This window comes from Streptomyces sp. 135, from assembly GCF_020026305.1.
Lineage (GTDB): Bacteria > Actinomycetota > Actinomycetes > Streptomycetales > Streptomycetaceae > Streptomyces.
Genome location: NZ_CP075691.1, coordinates 3,267,075 through 3,289,081, shown reverse-complemented (window position 1 = coordinate 3,289,081; position 22,007 = coordinate 3,267,075). Strand labels below are relative to the sequence as shown.

The window sequence follows — 22,007 nt, the reverse complement described above, 5'->3', positions numbered from 1 at the left end:
GAACAGGCGTAACGGTGACACGTCGCGAACGGCGAGCACTTCACGTACGCGACGTAGGTGAAGTACGCGGCCGGGCATCGGGAAGGGGCAGCCGGTTTTGACCACGCACGCACCGCAGGCGGCACAGACACCGCGGTCGGTGAAGCTGCCCGCCACGCTCGACGAGGCCGTGGCGGCACTCGCCGCCATGCCCGCCGCCGTGCCCGTCGCCGGCGGCACGGACCTGATGACCTCCGTCAACTCCGGACAGCTGCGCCCCGCCGCCCTCGTCGGCCTCGGCCGCATCAGCGAGATCCGCGGCTGGCAGTACCAGGACGGCCACGCCCTGCTCGGCGCCGGCCTCACCCACGCCCGCATGGGCCGCCCCGACTTCGCCGCGCTGATCCCCGCCCTGGCCGCCGCCGCGCGCGCCGCGGGACCGCCCCAGATCCGCAACGCGGGCACCCTCGGCGGCAACATCGCCTCGGCCGCGCCCACCGGCGACGCGCTGCCCGTCCTCGCCGCCCTCGAAGCCGTCCTGATCATCGCGGGACCCGGCGGCGCCCGCCGCGAGGTCCCCGTCTCGCACCTGCTCGCGGGCATGGAGATGCTCCGCCCCGGCGAGCTCATCGGCTTCGTGCGCGTGCCGTTGCTGCACGCCCCCCAGGTCTTCCTCAAGGCCACCGGGCGCACCGGCCCCGGCCGGGCCACCGCGTCCGTCGCGCTGGTCCTCGACCCCGCCCGGCGCGGTGTGCGCTGCGCGGTCGGCGCCATCGCGCCCATGCCGCTGCGGCCCCTGGAGGCCGAGCAGTGGGTCGCCTCCCTGATCGACTGGGACGGCGGGCGCGGCAGCCTCGTGCCGGAGGCGGTCACCGCCTTCGGCGAGTACGTCGCCGCCGCCTGCATCCCCGACCAGCCCCCGGCGGCCGACGGCACCGAACAGCCGTTGACGCCCGCCGTACTGCACCTGCGGCGCACCGTCGCCGCGCTGGCCCGACGAGCACTGGGGAGGGCGCTGTCGTGAGCGACGACCGGAACACCCACAACGGCGGCGGCTGGCAGCCGCATCCGCAGGGCGAGTACGACTCGGACGCCACGGCGTTCGTGCAGCTCCCCGAGGGCATGCTCGACACCCCGCTCGCCGCGCCGGGCCACGGCTATGTGCCGCCGCAGATAACGGTCACCCCGACCACGTCGGACGCCACCGACCCGGCGGCGACCGGCACCTGGGTCATGCCGCCCGAGGTGACGGGCGCGGCGGGCGGCGGGCACCAGACGGTGGGCTGGCCCGACGCGGGCACGGCGCAGCGGCCCCACGCCGAACAGCAGCCCCACCAGCAGGACCAGCACCACGGCTACGACCCCCGGGCGACCGGACAGTGGAGCTTCACCGACGGCGACGCGGCGGAGCGGCAGGCGTACGGGCAGGAGTACGAGCAGCAGGCTCAGGGCTACGAGCAGCAGGAGTACGAGCCCGGGTACGACCAGGGCCACGCGCACGGTCAGGACCACGGCCAGGACCACAGTCAGGGCTACGGGCAGCAGTACGGGCAGGGCGTCGCCGCGCCCTCCTCCGACATCACCGGGCAGTGGTCGATTCCCGTCGCCGGCGGTGATCTGCCGGACGAGTCGGGCGAGTACACGGCGTCCTCGCAGGCCGGCGAGTTGGCCTACCCCGCGCGGACGCAGCACGACGCCTGGGCCGGAAGCGGCATGCCGCCCGCGACCCTGCCGGGCGGCGCGCCCGCGCCGTGGGCGACGGGCGCGGGGACCGGTGCGCCCTGGGGCGCACAGCCCCAGGAGGCCGCGCACCAGCTCCAGGAAGCGCCGGAGTTCCAGGAAGCCAGGGAGCAGGCCCACGCCGAGGCACCTCGGCAGGAGCCGCAGGAGAGCCGGTTCGAGCAGACGACGCTGCTGCGGGCGGTCAGCGTGCCGCCCGCCGGGCAGTCGGGGGCCGAGGCGGCGCGGGCGGCGCAGGCCGCGCAGGCCGCTCACGCGGCGGAGGCCGTCGAAGCCGCGCAGGACGCCGTCGAGGCCGCCCAGGAGGCCGCGGAGGCCGCCGAGATCGCGGAGGTCCTGGAGTCCTCGGAGCCGACGGACGAGTTCGAGGCCGCCGAGCAGGTCGACGTGGCCGAGGCCGCCCCGGAGACCGACGCCGAAGCGGTGCCGGAAGCGGCGCCCGAAGCTGCCGTGGAGCCCGCGGACGGGCCGGACGCGCCGGCCCTGCCCGACACGACGGACGAGGCGCTCGACACGGCCGCCGAGCCCGACGAGTCCGGTGAGCCCGTCGAGTCCGGTGAGACGCAGGCGGCGGAGAAGGCGACGGCAGAGACGACCGAGACGGCAGGGGCGGCAGACGCGACCGAGACGGCAGAGGCGACCGACGACGCCCCCGTCATCGCGCCCAACCCCCTCCACGACGACCACCCCCTCGGCTCCTACGTCCTGCGCGTGAACGGCACCGACCGCCCCGTCACGGACGCCTGGATCGGTGAGTCCCTGCTCTACGTCCTGCGGGAGCGGCTCGGCCTCGCGGGCGCCAAGGACGGCTGCTCGCAAGGTGAGTGCGGGGCGTGCAACGTCCAGGTGGACGGCCGCCTCGTCGCCTCCTGCCTGGTGCCCGCCGCCACCACCGCGGGCAGCGAGATCCGCACCGTCGAGGGCCTGGCCACCGACGGGCAGCCCTCCGACGTGCAGCGTGCGCTCGCCGCGTGCGGCGCCGTGCAGTGCGGCTTCTGCGTGCCGGGCATGGCCATGACCGTGCACGACCTCCTGGAGGGCAACCCCGCCCCCAGCGAGCTGGAGACCCGCCGCGCGCTGTGCGGCAATCTGTGCCGCTGCTCGGGCTACCGGGGCGTGCTCGACGCCGTGCGCGAGGTGGTCGCCGAGCGGCAGGCGTCCGCCGCCGCCGACACGGCCGCCGCGCAGGACGAGCGGGCCGAAGAGGCCCGCATCCCGCATCAGGCACCACCGGGCGCCGGTGGCGTCCACCAGACCGCGTACGAGGACGGAGGCCAGGCGTGAGCGAGGACACCGGCACCGCGGCCGCACCCGCCGACACCGCGCCGGGCGGCGAGCCGCTGCCGCACGGCATCGGCGCGTCCCTGCCGTCGGCGGAGTGCCGCGCCAAGACGGAGGGCACCTTCCCCTACGCCGCCGACCTGTGGGCCGAGGGCCTGCTGTGGGCGGCGGTGCTGCGCTCCCCGTACGCGCACGCGCGCATCGTCTCCGTCGACACCAGCCACGCCCTGGAGATGCCGGGCGTGCACAGCGTCATCACCCACGAGGACGTGCCCGGCGACGCGCTGCACGGCCGCCGGACGCCGGACCGGCCGGTCTTCGCCTCCGACGTCGTACGCCACCACGGCGAGCCGATCGCCGCCGTGGCCGCCGACCACCCCGACACCGCGCGCATGGCGGCCGCCGCCGTCATCGTCGAGTACGAGGTGCTTGAGCCGGTCACCGACCCGGAGAAGGCCTTCGAGGCCGAACCGCTGCACCCCGACGGCAACTTGATCCGCCACATCCCGCTGCGGCACGGCGACCCGGAGGCGGTCGGCGAGCTCGTCGTCGAGGGGCTGTACCGCATCGGCCGCCAGGACCCGGCGCCGATCGGCGCGGAGGCGGGCCTCGCGGTGCCGCGCCCCGACGGGGGAGTGGAGCTGTACGTCGCCTCCACCGACCCGCACGCCGACCGCGACCGCGCCGCCGCCTGCTACGGCCTCCCCGCCGACCAGGTCAAGGTTGTCGTCACGGGCGTCCCGGGCGCCACCGCCGACCGCGAGGACGCGAGCTTCCAGCTGCCGCTCGGCCTGCTCGCGCTGCGCACCGGCTGCCCCGTCAAGCTCACCGCGACCCGCGAGGAGTCCTTCCTCGGCCACGCCCACCGCCACCCCACCCTGCTGCGCTACCGCCACCACGCGGACGCCGAGGGCCGCCTGGTGAAGGTGGAGGCACAGATCCTGCTGGACGCGGGCGCGTACGCGGACACGTCGGCGGAGGCCCTGGCCGCGGCCGTCTCCTTCGCCTGCGGCCCCTACGTCGTACCGAACGCCTTCATCGAGGGCTGGGCGGTCCGTACGAACAACCCGCCGTCCGGACACGTCCGGGGCGAGGGCGCCATGCAGGTGTGTGCCGCGTACGAGGCCCAGATGGACAAGATCGCCAAGAAGCTGGGCGTCGACCCGGCCGAGCTGCGGCTGCGCAACGCCATGGCGACCGGCGACATCATGCCCACCGGCCAGACGGTGACGTGCCCGGCCCCCGTGGCCGAACTCCTCGCCGCGGTGCGGGACTTCCCCCTCCCCGAGCTGCCCAAGGACACCCCCGTGGACGAGTGGCTGCTGCCGGGCGGCCCCGAGGGCGCGGGCGAACCGGCCGCCGTGCGGCGCGGTGTCGGCTACGGCCTCGGCATGGTCCAGCTCCTCGGCGCGGAAGGCGCGGACGAGGTCTCCACGGCCACGGTGAAGGTCCACGACGGCGTCGCGACGGTGATCTGCGCGGCCGTCGAGACCGGCCAGGGCTTCGCGACGCTGGCCCGCCAGATCGTCCAGGAGACGCTGGGCATCGAGGATGTGCGCGTGGCCCCCGTCGACACGGACCAGCCCCCGGCGGGCCCGAGCTGCCGCGGCCGCCACACCTGGGTGTCGGGCGGCGCGGTGGAGCGCGCGGCGAAGATGGTCAGGACCCAGCTGCTCCAGCCGCTGGCCCACAAGTTCGGCATGTCCACCGAGCTGCTCCAGATCACGGACGGCAAGATCACTTCGTACGACGGCGTACTGTCCACGACGGTCACCGAGGCGCTGGACGGCAAGGAACTGTGGGCCACCGCCCAGTGCCGCCCGCACCCCACCGAGCCGCTGGACGAGGCCGGGCAGGGCGATGCCTTCGTGGGCATGGCGTTCTGCGCGATCCGCGCGGTGGTCGACGTGGACATCGAGCTCGGTTCCGTACGGGTCGTCGAGCTGGCCGTAGCCCAGGACGTGGGCCGCATCCTGAATCCGGCCCAGCTGAGGACCCGCATCGAGGCGGGCGTCACGCAGGGCGTGGGCGCGGCGCTCACGGAGAACCTCCGCACCCCGCGCGGCCTGGTCCGCCACCCCGACCTCACCGGGTACGCGCTGCCCACATCCCTGGACACCCCCGACATCCGCATCGTGAAGCTGGTGGAGGAGCGGGACGTCGTCGCCCCCTTCGGCGCGAAGGCGGCCAGCGCGGTCCCGGTGGTCACCTCCCCGGCGGCGATCGCCTCGGCGGTACGCGCGGCGACGGGCCGCCCGGTCAACCGCCTCCCGATCCGCCCGCAGGCGGCGGTGGCGCAGTAATCGATAGTGGCGAGCCGGACCCCGGTGGCACCATGAGCGGCATGACTGTCTCCCTCCCCACCGGCGTCATCGTCATCACCGGCATCATGGCGTCCGGCAAGTCCACGGTGGCGCAGGCGCTGGCCGAGCGGCTGCCGAAGGCAGCGCATGTGCGGGGCGACGTCTACCGCCGCATGATCGTCTCGGGCGGCGTGGAGTACGAACCGGGAGCCGGCGGAGAGGCGGAGGCTCAACTCGCCCTGCGGTACGGCCTGTCGGCGTCCACGGCGGACGCGTACGCGCGTGCCGGTTTCACGGCGGTCGTCCAGGACGTCATCCTGGGCGAGCAGCTGAAGACGTACGTGGACCTCGTCCGCACGCGCCCCCTCCACGTGATCGTGCTCGCCCCACGCCCCGACGTGGTCGCCGCCCGCGAGGCCGGCCGCGGCAAGACGGGCTACGGCGCGTGGACGGTCCAGGACCTGGACACGGGCCTGCGCGAGACGACCCCGCGGCTCGGGCTCTGGCTGGACAGCTCGGAGATGAGCGTGGAGGAGACGGTGGACGCGGTGCTGGGGCGGCTGGATGAGGCGCGGGTCGCCTGAGCCCCGCCCTGGAGGCCGTGGCGGGAATCGAACCCGCGTTACTGGATTTGCAGTCCAGCCCCTCAGCCACTCGGGCACACGGCCAAGTCGTTGACCTGACTCCTTGAACGTAGCCGGGGCCCGGCGGGGGGCTCAAGGGAACGGCCGGGTCCGCAATGTGACTGCCATGCGCCGTTCATGACGGGCGCTCAGGTGTACCTCGGCAGGTTGTCCGTGGGGATGGTCCACTCCGCGATCGTGACGGGCTCGCCGTAGACGAAGTCCTTGCGGGTCGCGTAGCGGGGGCCTTCCGGTGTGGCGTGGATGTCGGTCATGACCGCGCCCGAGCCGGTGCGGGGGTCGAAGATCACGTAGGTGGGGATGCCCAGGAGCGGGTAGTCCCGCATCTTGCCGACCCAGTCGTTGTCGGGGTTGGAGCGGGAGACGACCTCGACGGCCGCGATGAGCGTCCGTGGGTCGAACGCGCCCTGGATCTCCATGTCGGCCTCGGCGATCACCATGACGTCGGGGTGCCGCATGATCCCTTCCGGCAGGGCTTCGACGTCGGGGGTCCCGGTGTGCGCCACCAGCTCTTCCGGCATGACCTTCTCCAGGCGTTTCCGGATGCGCAGCGCGGTGAGCTCATGAGGTCCGGTCGGCGACATCATGTCGTGGACGATTCCTTCTTTGGTGATCTCGAATTTGCCCGGAAGGGTGTCGTCCATCGATCGCACGAACTCCCGCATGGTCCGGTAAGCGTGGCCGGCCACGTCCTTGTCGCTCGGGGCGACGGTCATGTCGCTCGCTCCTTGTCGTTCGTGGCCTGAAGCAGGAGTCATGACTTTCATGCTAGGCGGCTGCTCGTTCCCGGGCGCGGCACGCGGCGCAGTGACCCGGCTCCGGTGACCGGAAGGCGTGGTCGCAGCCGTCGCAGTTCTGGAGTGGTGCCGGGCGGGGCGGCCCGACGCGCGCCGCGGGCAGGGGTGGTGGCAGGAGTTCCGTCAGGCGGTGGGTCAGGAAGGCCGCCGGGTGGCGGATCGGCTCGTCCGGCAGGGCCGTGGTGAGGACGTGGCGTACGGCTTCGGGGGCGACGCCGCGTTCCAGCCAGGCGGTGACGGCTGGGGTGAGGCGGTGGATGTCGCGTGCGGTGAGGAGGAGCCGGGGGTCGTCGGCGCGCAGGCCCGTCAGTAAGTCGGCTGCGGGGTGCGGCCGCGGGGCCCGTGCGGGGAGTGACGTCGCTGGTTCGGGCTCCTCGGGTTCGGGCGCGGGAGCGCGGCGAGCAGGAGGGGCGGCGGCGGGGCGGGGCTGGGGCTTGTTGTACGAGAGGGTGCGGGTGACGATCCGGCCGGACGGCGTGCGTTCCTTGATCCGGGCGAGATAGCCGTGCGCCTCCAACTCCCGCAGGGCTGCCGCGATGCGGGTCTCGCCTTCCGGGAACTTCGCCGCCAGGGCCTTGATGCTGACCGGCGAGCCCTCGGGCAGGGACTGGATGTGCGTGGCCAGGCCGATCGCCGTCAGGGTCAGCTCGGGGTGCTGGGCCAGGTGGTTTCCCACGACGGTGAACTGGTCCGGATGGTGTTCGTTCACGTGGCCGACTCCGTTCCGGGAACGGTGGGAGTGCCCGGAGCGGGGGGACCGGGCGCGCGAGGGGGCGTTAAGCTGCTGGGCAGTCATCGGGAAGGTCCGTTCTTCCTGGGTGATCAGGCCCTCGCCTTGGGATTGCCGTCCCGGCGGGGGCCGTTTGCTGTTGTCGCCGACCTTGCCCGACCAAACCCCTTGATCACCAGCGGAGTTGGTGTCGATCACCCGTCCGACTGATCGCGCGCGCGATCGGTCAGGTGAGTGGATTCGGTGGGGGACGGGTGGGGTTGGTTCTTTCCCTGGTTCTTTGTCTTTAGGGGCGGGGGTAGCCGGGACGCGTGGGTCCGCGATCCGGCATGACCTCAAGTAGGTCTGAGATTGGCCTACTTCGCTCGTAGCGTTCCTCCCTGATGGCGGAGCAGTACGTAGGGAAGGCGGAGACCATGCACGATCTGCTGGACGCGTTGGACGGGCACCGGGAGGCGCTGCGGTACACCACCCGCGACCTCACCGACGAGCAGGCCGGGCTGCGCACCACGGCGAGCGAGCTATGCCTGGGCGGGCTGATCAAGCACGTCACCTCGGTCGAGAAGAGGTGGGGCGCCTTCATTCTGGAGGGCCCGTCCGCGCTGGTCGGGGTGACCGACATGACCGAGGCGGACTGGGCGCGGCGGGCCGACGAGTTCCGCATGCTGCCCGGCGAGACGCTGGCGGGCGTGCTGGACGCCTACGCCGAAGCCGCCCGCCGCACCGACGAGATGGTCGCCGGCCTGCCCTCCCTCGACGTGACCTACCCGCTGCCGGAGGCCCCCTGGACCAAGCCCGGCACACGCTGGTCGGCCCGCCGCACGCTGCTGCACATCATCGGCGAGACCGCGCAGCACGCGGGCCACGCCGACATCATCCGCGAGGCGCTGGACGGGGCGCGCAGCATGGGCTGACCGGATGACCTACGACGCGGCGCCGTCGAAGGGCGGGTAACTGTCGCCGCCCATCCGCTCGGCGGCGTCGATGTACCGGGTGAGGGCGTCGCGGGACCCGGCGAGCGTGGCCATCTGGTCCTCCAGCCGCCGCAGCCGCCCCCGCATCGCGGTCAGCAGCTCGGGGCACCCCGGCAGCTCCGGTGCCTCCCCGAGCGCGCACGGCAGTACGTACGCGATGTCCTCCGAGGACAGGCCGGCGCCCAGCAGGTGCCGGATCTGCTTCACGCGCAGCACGGCGCTCTCGTCGTACTCGCGGTAGCCATTCGCACCCCGGCCGGCCTCCAGCAGGCCCTGGGCCTCGTAGTAGCGCAACTGGTGGGCGTTTACGCCCGCCCGGCGGCTGAGTTCCCCGATCAACATCGCGCCCTCGCTTGACCTTCACACCGGTATGAACGTTGAAGATCCTGTCATGAGCAACCGAAGCGAAACCCCCGTGACAGTCATCGGCCTCGGACTGATGGGCCAGGCGCTCGCCGCCGCGTTCCTGAAGGCCGGTCACCCCACCACCGTCTGGAACCGTACGGCCGCCAAGGCCGATCAACTGGTGTCCGAGGGGGCGTCGTTGGCCCCATCAATCGCCGCCGCGCTCAAGGCGAGCCCCTTGACCGTCCTCTGCGTCACCGATTACGAAGCCGTACGCGAACTCCTCGGCGCGAGCGACGTCGACCTGGACGGTACAACGCTGGTCAACCTCACCTCGGGTGACTCGGCCCAGGCCCGGGAGGCCGCCAGCCGGGCCGAGCGGCGCGGCGCCCGCTACCTCGACGGCGCCCTCATGGCCATCCCGCCGGTGATCGGGACCGCCGACGCGGTCATCCTGCACAGCGGGCCCCGAGCGGACTTCGAGGCGCACGAACCCGTACTCGAAGCGCTCGGCACCCTCACCTACCTCGGCGACGACCCCGGTCTCGCGTCGCTGTACGACGTGGCGGGCCTGGCCATGATGTGGAGCGTCCTGAACGCCTGGCTCCAGGGCACCGCCCTGCTCAGGACCGCCGGTGTCGACGCCGTGACGTACGCGCCGTTCGCCCGGCTGATGGCCGCCGGTGTCGCCGACTGGTTGCCCGGTTACGCCGAGCAGGTCGACAAGGGTTCCTTCCCCGCCGACGTCGCCGCTCTGGAGACCGACGCGCGGTCCATGGCCCACCTGATCGAGGAGAGCGAGGCGGCGGGCATCAACGCGGAACTCCCGAAGCTGTTCAAGGCGATGGCGGACCGGGCCATCGCGGCGGGACACGGGGGCGAGCAGTACCCCGTACTGATCGAGGAGTTCAGCAAGCCGAGTGTCGGCTGATCGGGGGCGGGGAGGTCAGTTCCGCCCAGACGGTTTTGCAGGGGGCGGGGCCGTCCGTCGTGCCCCAGCGGTCCGACAGGGCCTCCACCAGGAGGAGGCCCCGGCCCGACTCGGCCTCCGGCAGCGGTCGTTGGGCGGTGCTCGGCGGGTGGCGGTCCGTCCTCGCGTCCGTCACCTCGATACGGAGCGTGTCCGTGCCGGTGAGCATTAGAGCGAGGCGGAAGCTCCTGCCGGGCACGTGGCCGTGCAGCACGGCGTTGTTCGCCAGCTCGGCGACGATGTGCTCCGCGGTTTCGTAGGGGCGCTCCCAGCTGCGGAGTTGCTCCCGCGCCAGCAGCCGGGCCAGGCGGGCGCCTCTGCGGGTGGCGGAGAGCAGGACCGTGAACTGGTGTGTGGGGGCGGGGCTCTGCACCCCGGCGGTCTCTTGGTTCACGTCACTCAGAGTGGCCGTGCGAGTGCGCCGTGAACAGTGCTGCGGGCCGTGCGTATCGCGTTTGTCCCACGCTTGTCCCGCGTTGTCTCGGCTGTCTTGGGTGACGTACGGGTACGAGTGCGCGTTGGACCTGGACGGACGTCGGAGGTGGGCGCGGTGGAAGCACGCAACGACGGTGTCGACGAACCCGGTTGGGATGTCGACCCCGAGGACGAGATCAGTGCGGCGGTCGAGATGGTCGGCCAGCACCTGAAGCTGCGGAGGGAGGCGGCGGGGCTCCGCGTCGCGGAGTTCGCCGACGCGGTCGGCTACGGGGAGGACATGGTCCGGAAGATCGAGCGCGGGGTGCGGATTCCTCGGCCCGAGTATCTGGACATGGCGGATGGGGTGCTGCGGGCGGAGGGGCTGGTCTCCGCGATGAAGCCGAAGATGCGGGAGGCCAGGTATCCGAAGAAGGTGCGGCAACTGGCGAAGCTGGAGGAGCGGGCGGTCGAGGTCTGCCTCTACAGCAACCACAACATCCATGGGTTGTTGCAGACGGAAGAGTATGCGCGGGCGCTGCTCGGTACATGGCGGCCCGCGCTGTCCAGCAGTGAGATGGAGCGGGCACTGGCGGCGCGCATGGCCCGGCGGTCCATCTTCGACCGTACGCCTTCCCCGGATCTCAGCTTTGTCCAAGAAGAGGTGACGCTTCGGCGCCCGATCGGAGGGAGAATGGTGCTGCGTCGGCAGCTCGAACGGCTGCTGGAGTTGGGGCAGTTGTCGAACGTCGAGATCCAGGTAATGCCGACCGACCACGTGGGTCACCCGGGAACGGCAGGCTTGATCGAGGTGCTCAAATTCGGCGACGGCACCGCAATGGGGCGTTCTGACGGTGTGTTCAACAGCCGCCCTGTCTCGGACCCGAAGCAGCTCCGTATCCTCGAACTGCGGTATGGCATCATCCGGGCCCAGGCTCTCCCGCCGCGGGAGTCATTGGCCTTTATCGAGCAAGTGCTGGGAGAGACATGATCCGCGAAGCCGCTGCTGGACCCGGTTCCGAGCTGCACTGGTTCACGAGCAGTTACAGCAGCAGCAGCGACCCCAACGACTGCGTTGAAGTCGCCCTGGACTGGCGCAAGAGCAGCTACAGCAGCAGCAGTAACGGCGAGGACTGCGTAGAGGTCGCGCAGGGCTGGCACAAGAGCAGCTACAGCAGCAGCAGTGAGGGCGAGGACTGCGTCGAGGTCGCCGCCCCCACCCCCACCTCCATCCACATCCGCGACTCCAAGACCCCCACCGCCCCCCACCTCACCGTCACCCCCGCCACCTGGTCCCGCTTCCTCGCGGACGTACGACCAAGGGCCCACTGAACCCCCGCCTCCGGACAGGGGTAAAACACGCCCACGCCTCTTACCCTGAGGCGCATGACCGAGACTGGCGTCGCCGCCGAAACCACCGCCCCGCCCCGCCCGGAGGGCCCCGGCGTCCTGGGCAAGCCCTACCGCGCCCTCAGCATCGGCATCGTCTCCGTCGTGCTGCTGATCGCCTTCGAGGCGACCGCCGTCGGGACGGCGATGCCGATCGCCGCACGGGAGCTGGACGGGGTCGCGCTGTACGCCTTCGCGTTCTCGGGGTACTTCACCACCAGCCTCTTCGGCATGGTGTTCAGCGGGCAGTGGGCCGACCGGCGCGGGCCGCTCGGGCCGCTGGCGGGCGGCATCTCGCTCTTCGCGGCGGGGCTGCTGCTGAGCGGGACCGCGAGCGTGATGTGGCTGTTCATCGCGGGACGCGCCGTGCAGGGGCTCGGCGGCGGGCTCGTCATCGTCGCGCTGTACGTCGTCGTCAGCCGGGCGTATCCGGAGCGGCTGCGGCCCGCCATCATGGCCGCCTTCGCGGCGAGCTGGGTCGTGCCGTCCGTCGTCGGGCCGCTGGTGTCCGGCACCGTCACCGAGCACCTCGGGTGGCGGTGGGTCTTCGTCGGCATCCCCGTTCTCGTCGTCGTGCCGCTCGCCCTCGCGCTGCCCGCGATCCGGCGGACCGCCGCCGGGCCCGTCGACGCGTCGGCGCCCGTCGCCCCCTTCGACCGGCGCCGCATCCGCCTGGCGCTCGGGATCTCGCTGGGGGCCGCGCTCCTTCAGTACGCGGGTCAGGACCTGCGGTGGTTCTCGCTGCTCCCGGCGGTGCTCGGCGCCGTCGTCCTCGTGCCCGCCGTCCTCGGACTGCTGCCGCGCGGCACGTACCGCGCCGCCCGTGGCCTGCCCTCCGTGGTGCTGCTGCGCGGGGTGGCCGCGGGGTCGTTCATCGCGGCCGAGTCCTTCGTGCCGCTGATGCTCGTCACGCAGCGGGGGCTGAGCCCGACCATGGCCGGGCTCTCGATCGCCGTGGGCGGGGCGACCTGGGCGCTCGGGTCCTACGTACAGTCGCGGCCCCGCATGGAGCCCTACCGGACGCGGTTCGTGGCGACGGGGATGGTGCTCGTCGCCGCGTCCATAGCCGCCGCGCCCACCGTCCTCATCGCGGCCGTGCCCGTGTGGATCATTGCGGTCGCCTGGGGCCTCGGCTGCTTCGGCATGGGCACGGTCATCGCCTCCACGAGCGTGCTGCTGCTCCGGCTCTCGCCGCCCGAGGACGCGGGGTCGAATTCGGCCGCGCTCCAGATCTCCGACGGACTCTCGAACGTCCTGCTGCTCGCGGTCGGTGGCGCCGCGTTCGCCGCGCTCGGCGGCGGCACGGTGGGCGCGGGCCACGGCCCGGACGGCGTCTCGGCCTCGCACCCGGCCGCCTTCGTCGCCGTCTTCCTGCCCATGGCCGCGGTCGCCCTGGTGGGGGCGTGGGTGGGCACCCGGCTGACGGAGCGCAAGCCCTGAGCCGTCATGTGACACCCGTCGCACCCGCCCCGGCAGCCGCCCTGAACTCGGCGGTACGTCAACATCTCACCGGTAGGGTGGCCCGGTTGTCTTACGTACCCGAGCCGTAAAAACCCGGAGACCGTGACTACCACCAGCGCCGCCGCCAACTCCTCCCACCACCTCTCCCCGGCCTTCCCCGGCCGCGCCCCCTGGGGCACCGCCAACAAGCTGCGTGCCTGGCAGCAGGGGGCGATGGAGAAGTACATCCAGGAGCAGCCGCGAGACTTCCTCGCCGTCGCCACCCCCGGCGCCGGCAAGACGACGTTCGCGCTCACGCTCGCGTCGTGGCTGCTGCACCACCATGTCGTGCAGCAGGTCACCGTGGTCGCGCCCACCGAGCACCTCAAGAAGCAGTGGGCCGAGGCGGCGGCCCGTATAGGCATCAAGCTGGACCCCGAGTACAGCGCGGGACCGCTCAGCAAGGAGTACCACGGCGTCGCCGTGACGTACGCGGGTGTCGGCGTACGCCCGATGCTGCACCGCAACCGCTCCGAGCAGCGCAAGACCCTCGTCATCCTGGACGAGATCCACCACGCCGGTGACTCGAAGTCCTGGGGCGAGGCCTGCCTCGAAGCCTTCGAGCCCGCGACCCGGCGCCTCGCGCTCACCGGTACGCCCTTCCGGTCCGACACCAACCCGATCCCCTTCGTCACGTACGAAGAAGGGAACGACGGCATCCGGCGCTCCGCCGCCGACTACACCTACGGCTACGGCAGCGCGCTCGGCGACGGCGTCGTGCGGCCGGTGATCTTCCTGTCGTACTCGGGCAACATGCGGTGGCGTACGAAGGCCGGCGACGAGATCGCCGCGCGGCTCGGCGAGCCGATGACCAAGGACGCCGTCTCGCAGGCCTGGCGCACCGCGCTCGACCCGCGCGGCGAGTGGATGCCGAACGTCCTCAAGGCCGCCGACACGCGGCTCACCGAGGTCAGGAAGGCCATCCCCGACGCGGGCGGGCTCGTCATCGCCTCCGACCAGGACTCCGCGCGCGCCTACGCCAAGCTGATCCGCGAGATCACCGGGAGCAAGGCCACGGTCGTCCTCTCCGACGACACCGGCGCCTCGAAGCGCATCGACGACTTCAGCGCGAGCACCGACCGGTGGATGGTCGCCGTCCGCATGGTGTCCGAAGGCGTCGACGTGCCGCGCCTCGCGGTGGGTGTCTACGCGACGACGATCTCCACGCCGCTGTTCTTCGCGCAGGCCGTCGGCCGCTTCGTGCGGTCCCGGCGGCGCGGCGAGACCGCGTCCGTCTTCCTGCCGACCGTCCCCGACCTGCTGACCTTCGCCAACGAGATGGAGGTCGAGCGCGACCACGCCCTCGACAAGCCGAAGAAGGAGGGGGAGGAGGACCCCTACGCCGAGTCCGAGAAGGAGATGGACGAGGCGAACAAGCAGGAGGACGAGGACACCGGCGAGCAGGAGCAGTTCTCCTTCGAGGCGCTGGAGTCCGAGGCCGTCTTCGACCGGGTGCTCTTCGACGGCGCCGAGTTCGGCATGCAGGCGCATCCGGGGAGCGAGGAGGAGCAGGACTATCTCGGCATCCCCGGTCTCCTCGAACCCGACCAGGTGCAGATGCTGCTCCAGAAGCGGCAGGCCCGGCAGATCGCGCACAGCCGCAAGAAGCCGGACGAGGAAGCCGACCTGCTCGAACTGCCCGCCGAGCGGCGTCCCGTGGTCTCCCACAAGGAACTGCTCGGGTTGCGCAAGCAGCTGAACACGATGGTCGGCGCGTACGTCCATCAGAGCGGGAAGCCGCACGGCGTGATCCACACCGAGCTGCGGCGCACGTGTGGCGGGCCGCCGAGCGCGGAGGCCACGGCGGGGCAGCTGCGGCAGCGCATCGCGAAGGTCCAGGAGTGGGCCACCCGCATGAAGTGAGCCCGTTCGGCTCGGGGGCCGGGAGCGGGGCGTTCCGAGTGCGGAGGGCTTGTGCGGATGTCGTACGCCTGTCCGGATCGGCGCGCCACGCGTAACGGGGCAGATGGGGGCGGTGCGGGCGCCCCCATGCCCGGATTCTGGACTGAGTCTTCCGCTGAGCGGGACGATCTCGCTACTGTCCCCGACACACGCACACGCCCCGTGGCAGCGCCGCCGCGGAGCGCAGCCGGTGTTCCGACCGGCGGCCTCTGACGCGCGTCGCCCACGGGACCGGCGGCGCAACCGCCGCGTAAGGAGGTCGCCGACCCTCACCAAAGGAGTGGGCGTCGTGACCGCGGAGACATCCCAGACGCTGGACCGAGGACTGCGCGTCCTCAAGCTGCTGGCCGACACCGACCATGGCCTCACGGTCACCGAGCTGTCCAACAAGCTCGGCGTGAACCGCACCGTGGTGTACCGCCTGCTCGCCACGCTCGAACAGCACGCCCTCGTACGACGCGACCTCGGCGGGCGCGCCCGCGTCGGCCTCGGCGTGCTGCGCCTGGGCCGCCAGGTGCATCCACTGGTGCGGGAGGCGGCGCTGCCCGCGCTGCGTTCGCTCGCCGAGGACATAGGGGCGACGGCCCACCTGACCCTCGTCGACGGCTCGGAGGCCCTCGCGGTGGCGGTGGTCGAGCCCACGTGGACGGATTACCACGTCGCGTACCGGACGGGCTTCCGGCACCCCCTGGACCGGGGCGCCGCGGGCCGCGCCATCCTGGCCGCCCGCCAGGGCCTGGTGACCGACCCCGGGTACGCGCTCACCCACGGCGAACTGGAGGCCGGGGCGAGCGGGGCCGCGGCGCCGCTGGTCGGCGTGACCGGGATAGAGGGCAGCGTGGGCGTGGTGATGCTCGCGGACTCCGTGCCGGAGCGGGTGGGGCCGCGGGTGGTGGACGCGGCTCGGGAGGTCGCCGACGCGTTGCGCTGAGGCCGCGGGGCGAGCGGAGCCGTGCGCACCCGGGAGATCGCCGGCTCCGCCGAGCTCGTCCTCAACCGCCGGACGGGCTTGATGGGGCGCCCGCTCGGGTGGGGTGTTCCGTCACGTTAGATTGATCCCGTGGTCTTCTCCTTCGCTCGATTCACGCGGCCCCAGGCCCTCGCCGTCTGCGCCCTGCCCGTCGTGGCCCTGCTCGCCGTCGCGGGGCTCGCGCCGTTGCCGTATGCCGTGGCGCAGCCCGGTGGTACGGCGGACGTGCTGGGGGAGCACGAGGGCAAGCCGGTGCTCACCATCACCGGCGCGCCCACCCGCGAGACCAAGGGCGAGCTGCGCATGACGACGATCGTGGCGACGGGCCCGCAGATGGACGTGCGGCTCGGCGACGTGATCGACGGCTGGTTCCGCACGGACCGCGCGGTGATGCCGAAGGACTCGGTCTACCCGACCGGGGACAACGTGAAAGAAGTCCAGAAGCACAACCTCGGCGACATGAAGGAGTCGCAGGACGACGCCACGAAGGCGGCGCTGTCCTACCTGAAGGCCAACGGCTTCGACGGCACCGACAAGGTGGACGTCAAGGCCGACCTCGGCAAGATCGGCGGTCCCAGCGCCGGGCTTTTCCTCTCGCTCGGCATCATCGACAAGCTGGACGGCGACGGCAGCGGCCGTGACCTCACGGGCGGCGGCAAGATCGCCGGCACCGGCACCATCACCGCCGACGGCGAGGTCGGCGCGGTCGGCGGCGTCGCCCTGAAGACGCAGGCCGCGCGGCGTGACGGCGCCACGGTCTTCCTGGTCCCGAAGGCCGAGTGCGCGGATGCCCAGGCGGAGCTGCCGAAGGGCCTGCGCCTGGTCCCGGTCACGACACTGAAGGGCACGGTCGACTCACTGCGGGCCCTGGAGAAGGGCGCGAAGGTCCCGAGCTGCTGACCAGCCGCAGGCCCAGCTCGACCAGGGTCCAGCCGAGCCGGGCGCCGAGCCGGGCGCGGGAGTCCCGTGCGGGTGCCTCGCGTCGTAACTCCTCCGCGCGCGCGTGGTGCAGCATCAGGTGTACGTCGGGGTGCATGCCGTGCCCCTCTCAGGTGCCGTCGGCCTTCGGCCGGGTCGGGAAGATGTGGGAGTGGACGCGCACCTTGGCCACGTCCGGTGTGTCCTCTTCGGGCGCCGACGCGCGGTAGCTCTCCACGAGTTCATGGATCTTGCCGCTCAGCTCGGCGGCGAGCCCGGGTGTCAGCCGCAGGGTGAAATCGCTGGTGTCCGCGGCCTCGTCCCACTCCTGTGACCACTCGTGCCGCGTGGCGATCCAGGTGGAGACCTCCTGGGCGCGCTGGGTCGCGTACTCGTGCAGGAGGGTGCTCAGCGCGCCGCGCACCTCTGGGTCCGGGTCGCGGATGAGGTTCTCGTCGGTCCGCGTGCCCTGGTGGGCCGACCGCCACCACCGCTCCCGCCCCTTGCCCCGCTCCGGGTCGTCCTCCACGAACCCGTACTCCGCGAGCTGCCGCAGGTGGTAACTGGTCGCCCCGCTCGACTCGCCGAGCCGGGCGGCGAGTTGGGACGCGGTCGCCGGGCCGTCGAGGCGCAGCGAGGAGAGCAGGCGCATGCGCAGCGGATGCGCGAGGCCGCGCAGTGTGCGGGCGTCGAGGTGGTGGACCTTGCGGGGCGCGGGCTGTTCCGTCATGCCCTCAGCGTAGAGATGCAAAGACTCCGTTGCAACGGGTTCTTTGCAACGGGTTCTTTGTAACCGGATGCTTGTAACCGGGTACTTGTATCCGGGTACTTGTGACGGGGACCGCGTAACTCCCGTATCGCGGTCACTCCTTGACGAAGCCCTCCGCGATCAGCCAGTCCTTCGCCACCTCGTGCGGGTCCTGGCCCTCCACGTCCACCTTGGAGTTCAGCTCCCGCGCCACCGCGTTGTTCAGTTTCTTCGTGATCGGCGCCAGGATCTCCGCCATCTGCGGGTACTTCTCCAAGGACTTGCTGTTGATCTCCGGGGCCGCGTTGTAGTTGGGGAAGAAGCGCTTGTCGTCCTCCATCGTCGTCAGGTTCATCGCCTTGATGCGGCCGTCCGTCGTGAAGACCTCGCCGTACGTGCACGTCCCCTTGGACACCTGCGTGTAGATGATGCCGGTGTCCATCTTGGTGATGTCGGCCGCCGGGACGCTCATCCCGTACTCCTTCTGCATGCCCGGCAGCCCGTCCTCGCGCGAGGCGAACTCGCTCTCCACACAGAGCGTGACGGCCTTCGGGTCGGACTTGGCCAGGGCCGCCACGTCGGAGAGCGTCCTCGTCCTGTACTTCGCCGCGTTCCGCGCGTTCGTCGCCAGCGCGTACGTGTTGTTGAGCGTGGCCGGCGGCAGCCACGTGACGCCGTTCCTCAGGTCCGCGTCGCGCACCGCCTGCCACTGCTTGTGCGGGTCGTCGATCGGCTCGGTGTTGCCCTGGTACGTGATCCAGGCGGTGCCCGTGTACTCGTACATCGCGTCCGCGTCGCCGCTCTTCACGGCCTCGCGCGCGCCGATCGAACCCTGGATGCCCGTGCGGTCGAGCACCTCCGCGCCCGCCGCCTCGAAGGCGATGCCCATGATCGCGCCGAGGATCAGCTGCTCGGTGAACTCCTTGGACGTGACGGTGAGGTCGGCGCCCTTGAGGGGCAGGCCCCGGCCGATGGAGCCGGGCCTGACGTCGTCCACCATGGGGCTGCCGCTGGTCAGGCCGCAGCCGGCCAGCAGCGCCGCGGCCAGCACTCCGACGGCCCATGTGCGCGCGGTGACTTTCATGAGCCCGCCTCCAGCCCGCGCGGGCGCAGGAACAGTTCGGCCAGCGACGCCAGCCAGTCCACCAACAGCGCCAGCACGATCGTCAGGATCGAACCGAGCATCAGGACCGGCATGCGCTGGTTGGTCATGCCGGTCGTGATCAGGTCGCCGAGGCCGCCGCCCCCGCCGAACGTGGCGAGGGTCGCCGTGCCGACGTTCAGGACGAGCGCCGTCCGCACGCCCGCGAGGATCAGCGGGACGGCCAGCGGGAGTTCGACCTTGCCGAGGACGCCGAGCGGTGACATGCCGATGCCGCGCGCGGCTTCGAGCAGCGTCGGGTCGTTCGCCTTCAGGCCCGCGATCGTGTTGGACAGGACCGGCAGGACGGCGTAGACGATGATGCCGATCAGCGCCGCCTTCTCGCCGATGCCCAGCCAGATCACCAGCAGGGCCAGCAGGCCGATCGCCGGGGTCGCCTGGCCGACGTTGGCCAGCGCCATCGCGGCCGGCGCCGCCCTGCGCAGCTTCCCGCGGGTCAGCAGGATGCCGAGCGGGATGGCGATGATCAGGACGAAGAAGGTGGAGATGACCGTGAGCTGGATGTGCTGGCGGAGCCTGAGCCAGACGTTGCCGTTCGCCAGCGCGTTCCTGGAGATCGAGTCCAGGTCCGTCTGCTGGAACCACCCCCAGGTCAGCAGCAGCACCACCGCGAGGACGGCGGGCAGGAACGTGACCTTCTGCCAGGTGACGCGGCGCGTCTGCCTCCCGGCGGCCGGTGGCGGCGGAGCCTCCTGCTCGCTCTCGCCGACGTCACGGAAGGCGAGGCCCTTGACCTCGTGCTCCCCCTCGGGGCGGTGTTCGTGCGGCCTCATGCCCTCGCCGCCCCTCCGAGCTCCCCGGGCCCCGCGCCCTCCTGCTCCTGGTGGGTCAGCTGGGCGCGCTGCTCCTCCAGTTCGTGCTGGTGCTCGATGGCGTCGAGGCGGTCGGCCTCCAGCATCTCGTGGACGGAGTTCAGCAGCGTCTCCATGTCCACCACGCCCGTGTACTCGCCGCGCCGCCCGGTCACCGCGACCCGGCCCGCGTTGTCCGTGAGCACCGCTTCGAGCGCGTCGCGCAGCGTGGCGTCGCGGGTCACCGTGTCGTGGACGAGGGTGCCCGCGCGGGCCAGGGAGCCGCGGGCCCGCATCAGGTCGCCGCGGCGCAGCCACTTGTAGGGGCGGCCGCGCTTGTCGAGCAGGAGCAGTTCGTTCGTGGTGCCCCCGCGCAGCTTGTCGAAGATGTCCTGGAGCGGGTCGTCGACGGTCACCGTCGGTACGTCGGCGATCTCCACATCGCGTACGCGCGTCAGGTTCAGCCGCTTCAGCGCCGCGCCCGCGCCCACGAAACCGGAGACGAAGTCGTCCGCCGGGTTGGTCAGGATCGCCTCGGGCGTGTCGAACTGCGCGATGTGCGAGCGCTCGCGCAGCACGGCGATGCGGTCACCGAGCTTGATGGCCTCGTCGAAGTCGTGCGTGACGAAGACGATCGTCTTGTGCAGCTCGCTCTGGAGCCGGATCAGCTCGTCCTGGAGGTGGTCGCGGGTGATCGGATCGACCGCGCCGAACGGCTCGTCCATCAGCAGGACGGGTGGGTCGGCCGCCAACGCCCGCGCCACACCGACGCGTTGCTGCTGGCCGCCGGAGAGCTGACGCGGATAGCGGTCGTGGAACTCGCCGGGATCCAGGCCGACCAGGTCGAGCATCTCCTCCACCCGGGAGCGGATGCGCGCCTTGCCCCAGCCGATCATCTTCGGTACGAGGGCGATGTTCTGGGCGACCGTCATGTGCGGGAAGAGGCCGGAGGACTGGATGGCGTAGCCGATCTTGCGCCGCAGCTTCACCGGGTCGATGTCGGTGACGTCCTCGCCGTCGATGCGGATGCGGCCGCCGGTCGGCTCGATCAGGCGGTTGATCATCTTCAGCGTCGTCGACTTGCCGCAGCCGGACGGCCCGACGAAGATCACCGTCTCGCCCGCCTTGATCTCCATGCTGACGCTGTCCACGGCCGGCTCGGGGCTGCCCGGATAGCGCTTGGTGAGGTTCTCCAGCTCGATCGTCGCCCCGGAGGTGGCGGCGCCGGACTCGGTGGGCTCAGACACGGATACCCCTTGGGATCGTCAGCCGGCCGATCAGGACGTACGCGGCGTCGAAGAGCAGCGCAAGGACGATGATGCCCAGCGTGCCCGCGAGCACCTGGTTGAGCGCGTTCTTGCTGCCGAGCGAGCCGATGCCGCGGAAGATCTCGTTGCCGAGGCCGGGCCCGGAGGCGTACGCGGCGATGGCGGCGATGCCCATCAGCATCTGGGTGGAGACCCGGATGCCGGTGAGGATCGGCGGCCAGGCGATCGGCAGCTCCACCCGGAAGAGCCGGGCGGCCCTGGACATCCCGATGCCCTTCGCCGCGTCGACGAGCGAGGGGTCCACGCCCCGCAGGCCGACGATGGCGTTGCGCACGATGGGCAGCAGGCCGTACAGGGTCAGGGCCACGACGGTCGGCGCGACGCCGAGGCCCACGACCGGGATCAGCAGGCCGATCATGGCGAGCGACGGGACGGTGAGGATGGTGGAGGTGACCGTCGTGGCGACATTGCCCGCCCACTCGCTGCGGTAGGTGAGGACGCCGATCAGTACGCCGATCACGGTCGCCACGACCATGCACTGGAAGACGGCGCTCGCGTGTTGGTACGCGTTCGTCAGCAGCTGTTCGTGACGGGTGCCGAGGTAGTCCCAGAAATTCACTGCCGTGCTCACCTCGCCTTTTCTCGAAGGTGCTCAGGGGCCGTAGGACTCGGGGGCGCAGGGGTCTTCGGACGCCTGTTCCACGAGCGGGATGATCCGCAGCGGAACGGGATTTTCCATGACGATCGCGGTGGAGGCCCGGACGATGCCATCAAAACCCACGACCCGGTCGATCACACGTTGGAGATCCGCGTTCGACCGCGCCACGAGGCGGCAGAGCATATCGCCGTGGCCCGTGATGGTGTGGAGTTCGAGCACCTCGGCGACGGTCGCCAAATGGGCCCGCACATCCGCGCCCTGCCCCTGTTTGATCTCCAGCGTCGCGAAGGCCGTGACGGGATAGCCGAGCGCCGCCGGGTCGACCTCCGGGCCGAACCCGCGGATGACTCCATTGGACTGAAGCCGGTCCATCCGCGCCTGCACCGTGCCGCGCGCGACCCCGAGCCTGCGGGACGCCTCAAGAACCCCGATACGCGGCTCGCGCGCCAGGAGCACGATGAGCCTGCCGTCCAGATGATCGATCGCCATGCGGCCTCCAGGGTGGTCATCATGTACAGATAGCC

General features: G+C 71.6%; 23 protein-coding genes and 1 tRNA gene. 12 read left to right on the top strand and 12 right to left on the bottom strand.

Annotated features, from left to right (window positions below):
* The first annotated feature begins 97 nt into the window (after positions 1-97).
* From KKZ08_RS14800 to KKZ08_RS14785, 4 genes are read left to right on the top strand one after another with little or no spacing between them, the layout of a single operon-like run.
* A complete protein-coding gene (locus tag KKZ08_RS14800) occupies positions 98-1,003 on the top strand; it encodes an FAD binding domain-containing protein (protein ID WP_223774896.1) in 906 nt (301 codons plus the stop codon).
* Entirely contained in the window at positions 1,000-3,003 is a 2,004-nt protein-coding gene (locus KKZ08_RS14795) for a (2Fe-2S)-binding protein (protein WP_223774895.1), read from the top strand. Before KKZ08_RS14800 ends, KKZ08_RS14795 begins: the two co-directional genes overlap by 4 nt.
* Complete coding sequence (locus KKZ08_RS14790; RefSeq protein ID WP_223774894.1) at positions 3,000-5,303, top strand: molybdopterin cofactor-binding domain-containing protein; 2,304 nt, start codon at positions 3,000-3,002, stop codon at positions 5,301-5,303. Before KKZ08_RS14795 ends, KKZ08_RS14790 begins: the two co-directional genes overlap by 4 nt.
* A 41-nt stretch (positions 5,304-5,344) precedes the next feature.
* Positions 5,345-5,887 (top strand): AAA family ATPase, encoded by a 543-nt coding sequence (locus KKZ08_RS14785; RefSeq protein ID WP_223774893.1) that lies wholly within the window; start codon positions 5,345-5,347, stop codon positions 5,885-5,887.
* Positions 5,888-5,896: 9 nt separating this feature from the next.
* On the opposite strand, the gene KKZ08_RS14780 is transcribed toward KKZ08_RS14785, so the two are convergent.
* The 3 genes from KKZ08_RS14780 to KKZ08_RS14770 all read right to left on the bottom strand — a co-directional run bounded on the left by KKZ08_RS14780 (position 5,897) and on the right by KKZ08_RS14770 (position 7,540).
* A tRNA-Cys gene (locus KKZ08_RS14780) sits at positions 5,897-5,971 on the bottom strand.
* 104 nt (positions 5,972-6,075) lie between these two features.
* Positions 6,076-6,663, bottom strand: a complete 588-nt coding sequence (locus KKZ08_RS14775) for a Uma2 family endonuclease (RefSeq protein ID WP_223774892.1) — start codon at positions 6,661-6,663, stop codon at positions 6,076-6,078.
* A gap of 52 nt (positions 6,664-6,715) precedes the next feature.
* Positions 6,716-7,540, bottom strand: a complete 825-nt coding sequence (locus KKZ08_RS14770; RefSeq protein ID WP_223774891.1) for a helix-turn-helix domain-containing protein — start codon at positions 7,538-7,540, stop codon at positions 6,716-6,718.
* Positions 7,541-7,857: 317 nt separating this feature from the next.
* Between KKZ08_RS14770 and KKZ08_RS14765 the strand changes: the two genes are divergently transcribed.
* Positions 7,858-8,388, top strand: a complete 531-nt coding sequence (locus KKZ08_RS14765) for a DinB family protein (protein ID WP_223774890.1) — start codon at positions 7,858-7,860, stop codon at positions 8,386-8,388.
* Positions 8,389-8,397: 9 nt separating this feature from the next.
* Here the strand turns inward: KKZ08_RS14765 and KKZ08_RS14760 are convergent, their stop codons facing one another.
* The gene (locus tag KKZ08_RS14760) at positions 8,398-8,790 is read right to left on the bottom strand and encodes a MerR family transcriptional regulator (RefSeq protein ID WP_223774889.1); all 393 of its coding nucleotides are present in this window, start codon (positions 8,788-8,790) and stop codon (positions 8,398-8,400) included.
* A 49-nt stretch (positions 8,791-8,839) separates the two neighbouring features.
* Between KKZ08_RS14760 and KKZ08_RS14755 the strand changes: the two genes are divergently transcribed.
* Entirely contained in the window at positions 8,840-9,724 is an 885-nt protein-coding gene (locus KKZ08_RS14755) for an NAD(P)-binding domain-containing protein (protein WP_223774888.1), read from the top strand.
* Here KKZ08_RS14755 and KKZ08_RS14750 read toward each other — a convergent pair.
* Positions 9,702-10,157 (bottom strand): ATP-binding protein, encoded by a 456-nt coding sequence (locus tag KKZ08_RS14750; protein ID WP_223774887.1) that lies wholly within the window; start codon positions 10,155-10,157, stop codon positions 9,702-9,704. The two genes, KKZ08_RS14755 and KKZ08_RS14750, sit on opposite strands and share 23 nt — an antisense overlap.
* A 156-nt stretch (positions 10,158-10,313) precedes the next feature.
* Between KKZ08_RS14750 and KKZ08_RS14745 the strand changes: the two genes are divergently transcribed.
* The 6 genes from KKZ08_RS14745 to KKZ08_RS14720 all read left to right on the top strand — a co-directional run bounded on the left by KKZ08_RS14745 (position 10,314) and on the right by KKZ08_RS14720 (position 16,838).
* Positions 10,314-11,168: a helix-turn-helix transcriptional regulator gene (locus KKZ08_RS14745; RefSeq protein WP_223774886.1), complete on the top strand. Its 855-nt coding sequence runs from the start codon at positions 10,314-10,316 to the stop codon at positions 11,166-11,168.
* Positions 11,165-11,509 (top strand): DUF397 domain-containing protein, encoded by a 345-nt coding sequence (locus tag KKZ08_RS14740; RefSeq protein WP_223774885.1) that lies wholly within the window; start codon positions 11,165-11,167, stop codon positions 11,507-11,509. Before KKZ08_RS14745 ends, KKZ08_RS14740 begins: the two co-directional genes overlap by 4 nt.
* Before the next feature lie 54 nt (positions 11,510-11,563).
* Entirely contained in the window at positions 11,564-13,006 is a 1,443-nt protein-coding gene (locus KKZ08_RS14735) for an MFS transporter (protein WP_223774884.1), read from the top strand.
* 123 nt (positions 13,007-13,129) lie between these two features.
* A complete protein-coding gene (locus KKZ08_RS14730; RefSeq protein ID WP_223774883.1) occupies positions 13,130-14,929 on the top strand; it encodes a DEAD/DEAH box helicase in 1,800 nt (599 codons plus the stop codon).
* Between the two features lie 328 nt (positions 14,930-15,257).
* Entirely contained in the window at positions 15,258-15,899 is a 642-nt protein-coding gene (locus KKZ08_RS14725) for a helix-turn-helix domain-containing protein (RefSeq protein WP_223774882.1), read from the top strand.
* Positions 15,900-16,028: 129 nt separating this feature from the next.
* Entirely contained in the window at positions 16,029-16,838 is an 810-nt protein-coding gene (locus tag KKZ08_RS14720) for a S16 family serine protease (RefSeq protein ID WP_223774881.1), read from the top strand.
* Here the strand turns inward: KKZ08_RS14720 and KKZ08_RS14715 are convergent.
* The 7 genes from KKZ08_RS14715 to KKZ08_RS14685 form a co-directional block, all read right to left on the bottom strand.
* On the bottom strand, positions 16,768-16,974 hold the full coding sequence (locus tag KKZ08_RS14715; RefSeq protein WP_223774880.1) for a hypothetical protein: 207 nt from the start codon (positions 16,972-16,974) through the stop codon (positions 16,768-16,770). The genes KKZ08_RS14720 and KKZ08_RS14715 overlap by 71 nt on opposite strands.
* A 12-nt stretch (positions 16,975-16,986) precedes the next feature.
* Complete coding sequence (locus tag KKZ08_RS14710; RefSeq protein ID WP_223774879.1) at positions 16,987-17,586, bottom strand: helix-turn-helix domain-containing protein; 600 nt, start codon at positions 17,584-17,586, stop codon at positions 16,987-16,989.
* Between the two features lie 133 nt (positions 17,587-17,719).
* A complete protein-coding gene (locus tag KKZ08_RS14705) occupies positions 17,720-18,688 on the bottom strand; it encodes a glycine betaine ABC transporter substrate-binding protein (RefSeq protein ID WP_223774878.1) in 969 nt (322 codons plus the stop codon).
* Complete coding sequence (locus KKZ08_RS14700) at positions 18,685-19,539, bottom strand: ABC transporter permease (RefSeq protein ID WP_223774877.1); 855 nt, start codon at positions 19,537-19,539, stop codon at positions 18,685-18,687. Before KKZ08_RS14700 ends, KKZ08_RS14705 begins: the two co-directional genes overlap by 4 nt.
* Complete coding sequence (locus KKZ08_RS14695) at positions 19,536-20,804, bottom strand: betaine/proline/choline family ABC transporter ATP-binding protein (protein ID WP_223774876.1); 1,269 nt, start codon at positions 20,802-20,804, stop codon at positions 19,536-19,538. Before KKZ08_RS14695 ends, KKZ08_RS14700 begins: the two co-directional genes overlap by 4 nt.
* Positions 20,797-21,444, bottom strand: a complete 648-nt coding sequence (locus KKZ08_RS14690; protein ID WP_223779058.1) for an ABC transporter permease — start codon at positions 21,442-21,444, stop codon at positions 20,797-20,799. The genes KKZ08_RS14695 and KKZ08_RS14690 overlap by 8 nt, the downstream gene beginning before the upstream one ends.
* Before the next feature lie 33 nt (positions 21,445-21,477).
* Positions 21,478-21,972: an Lrp/AsnC family transcriptional regulator gene (locus KKZ08_RS14685; protein WP_223774875.1), complete on the bottom strand. Its 495-nt coding sequence runs from the start codon at positions 21,970-21,972 to the stop codon at positions 21,478-21,480.
* Positions 21,973-22,007: the final 35 nt, after the last annotated feature.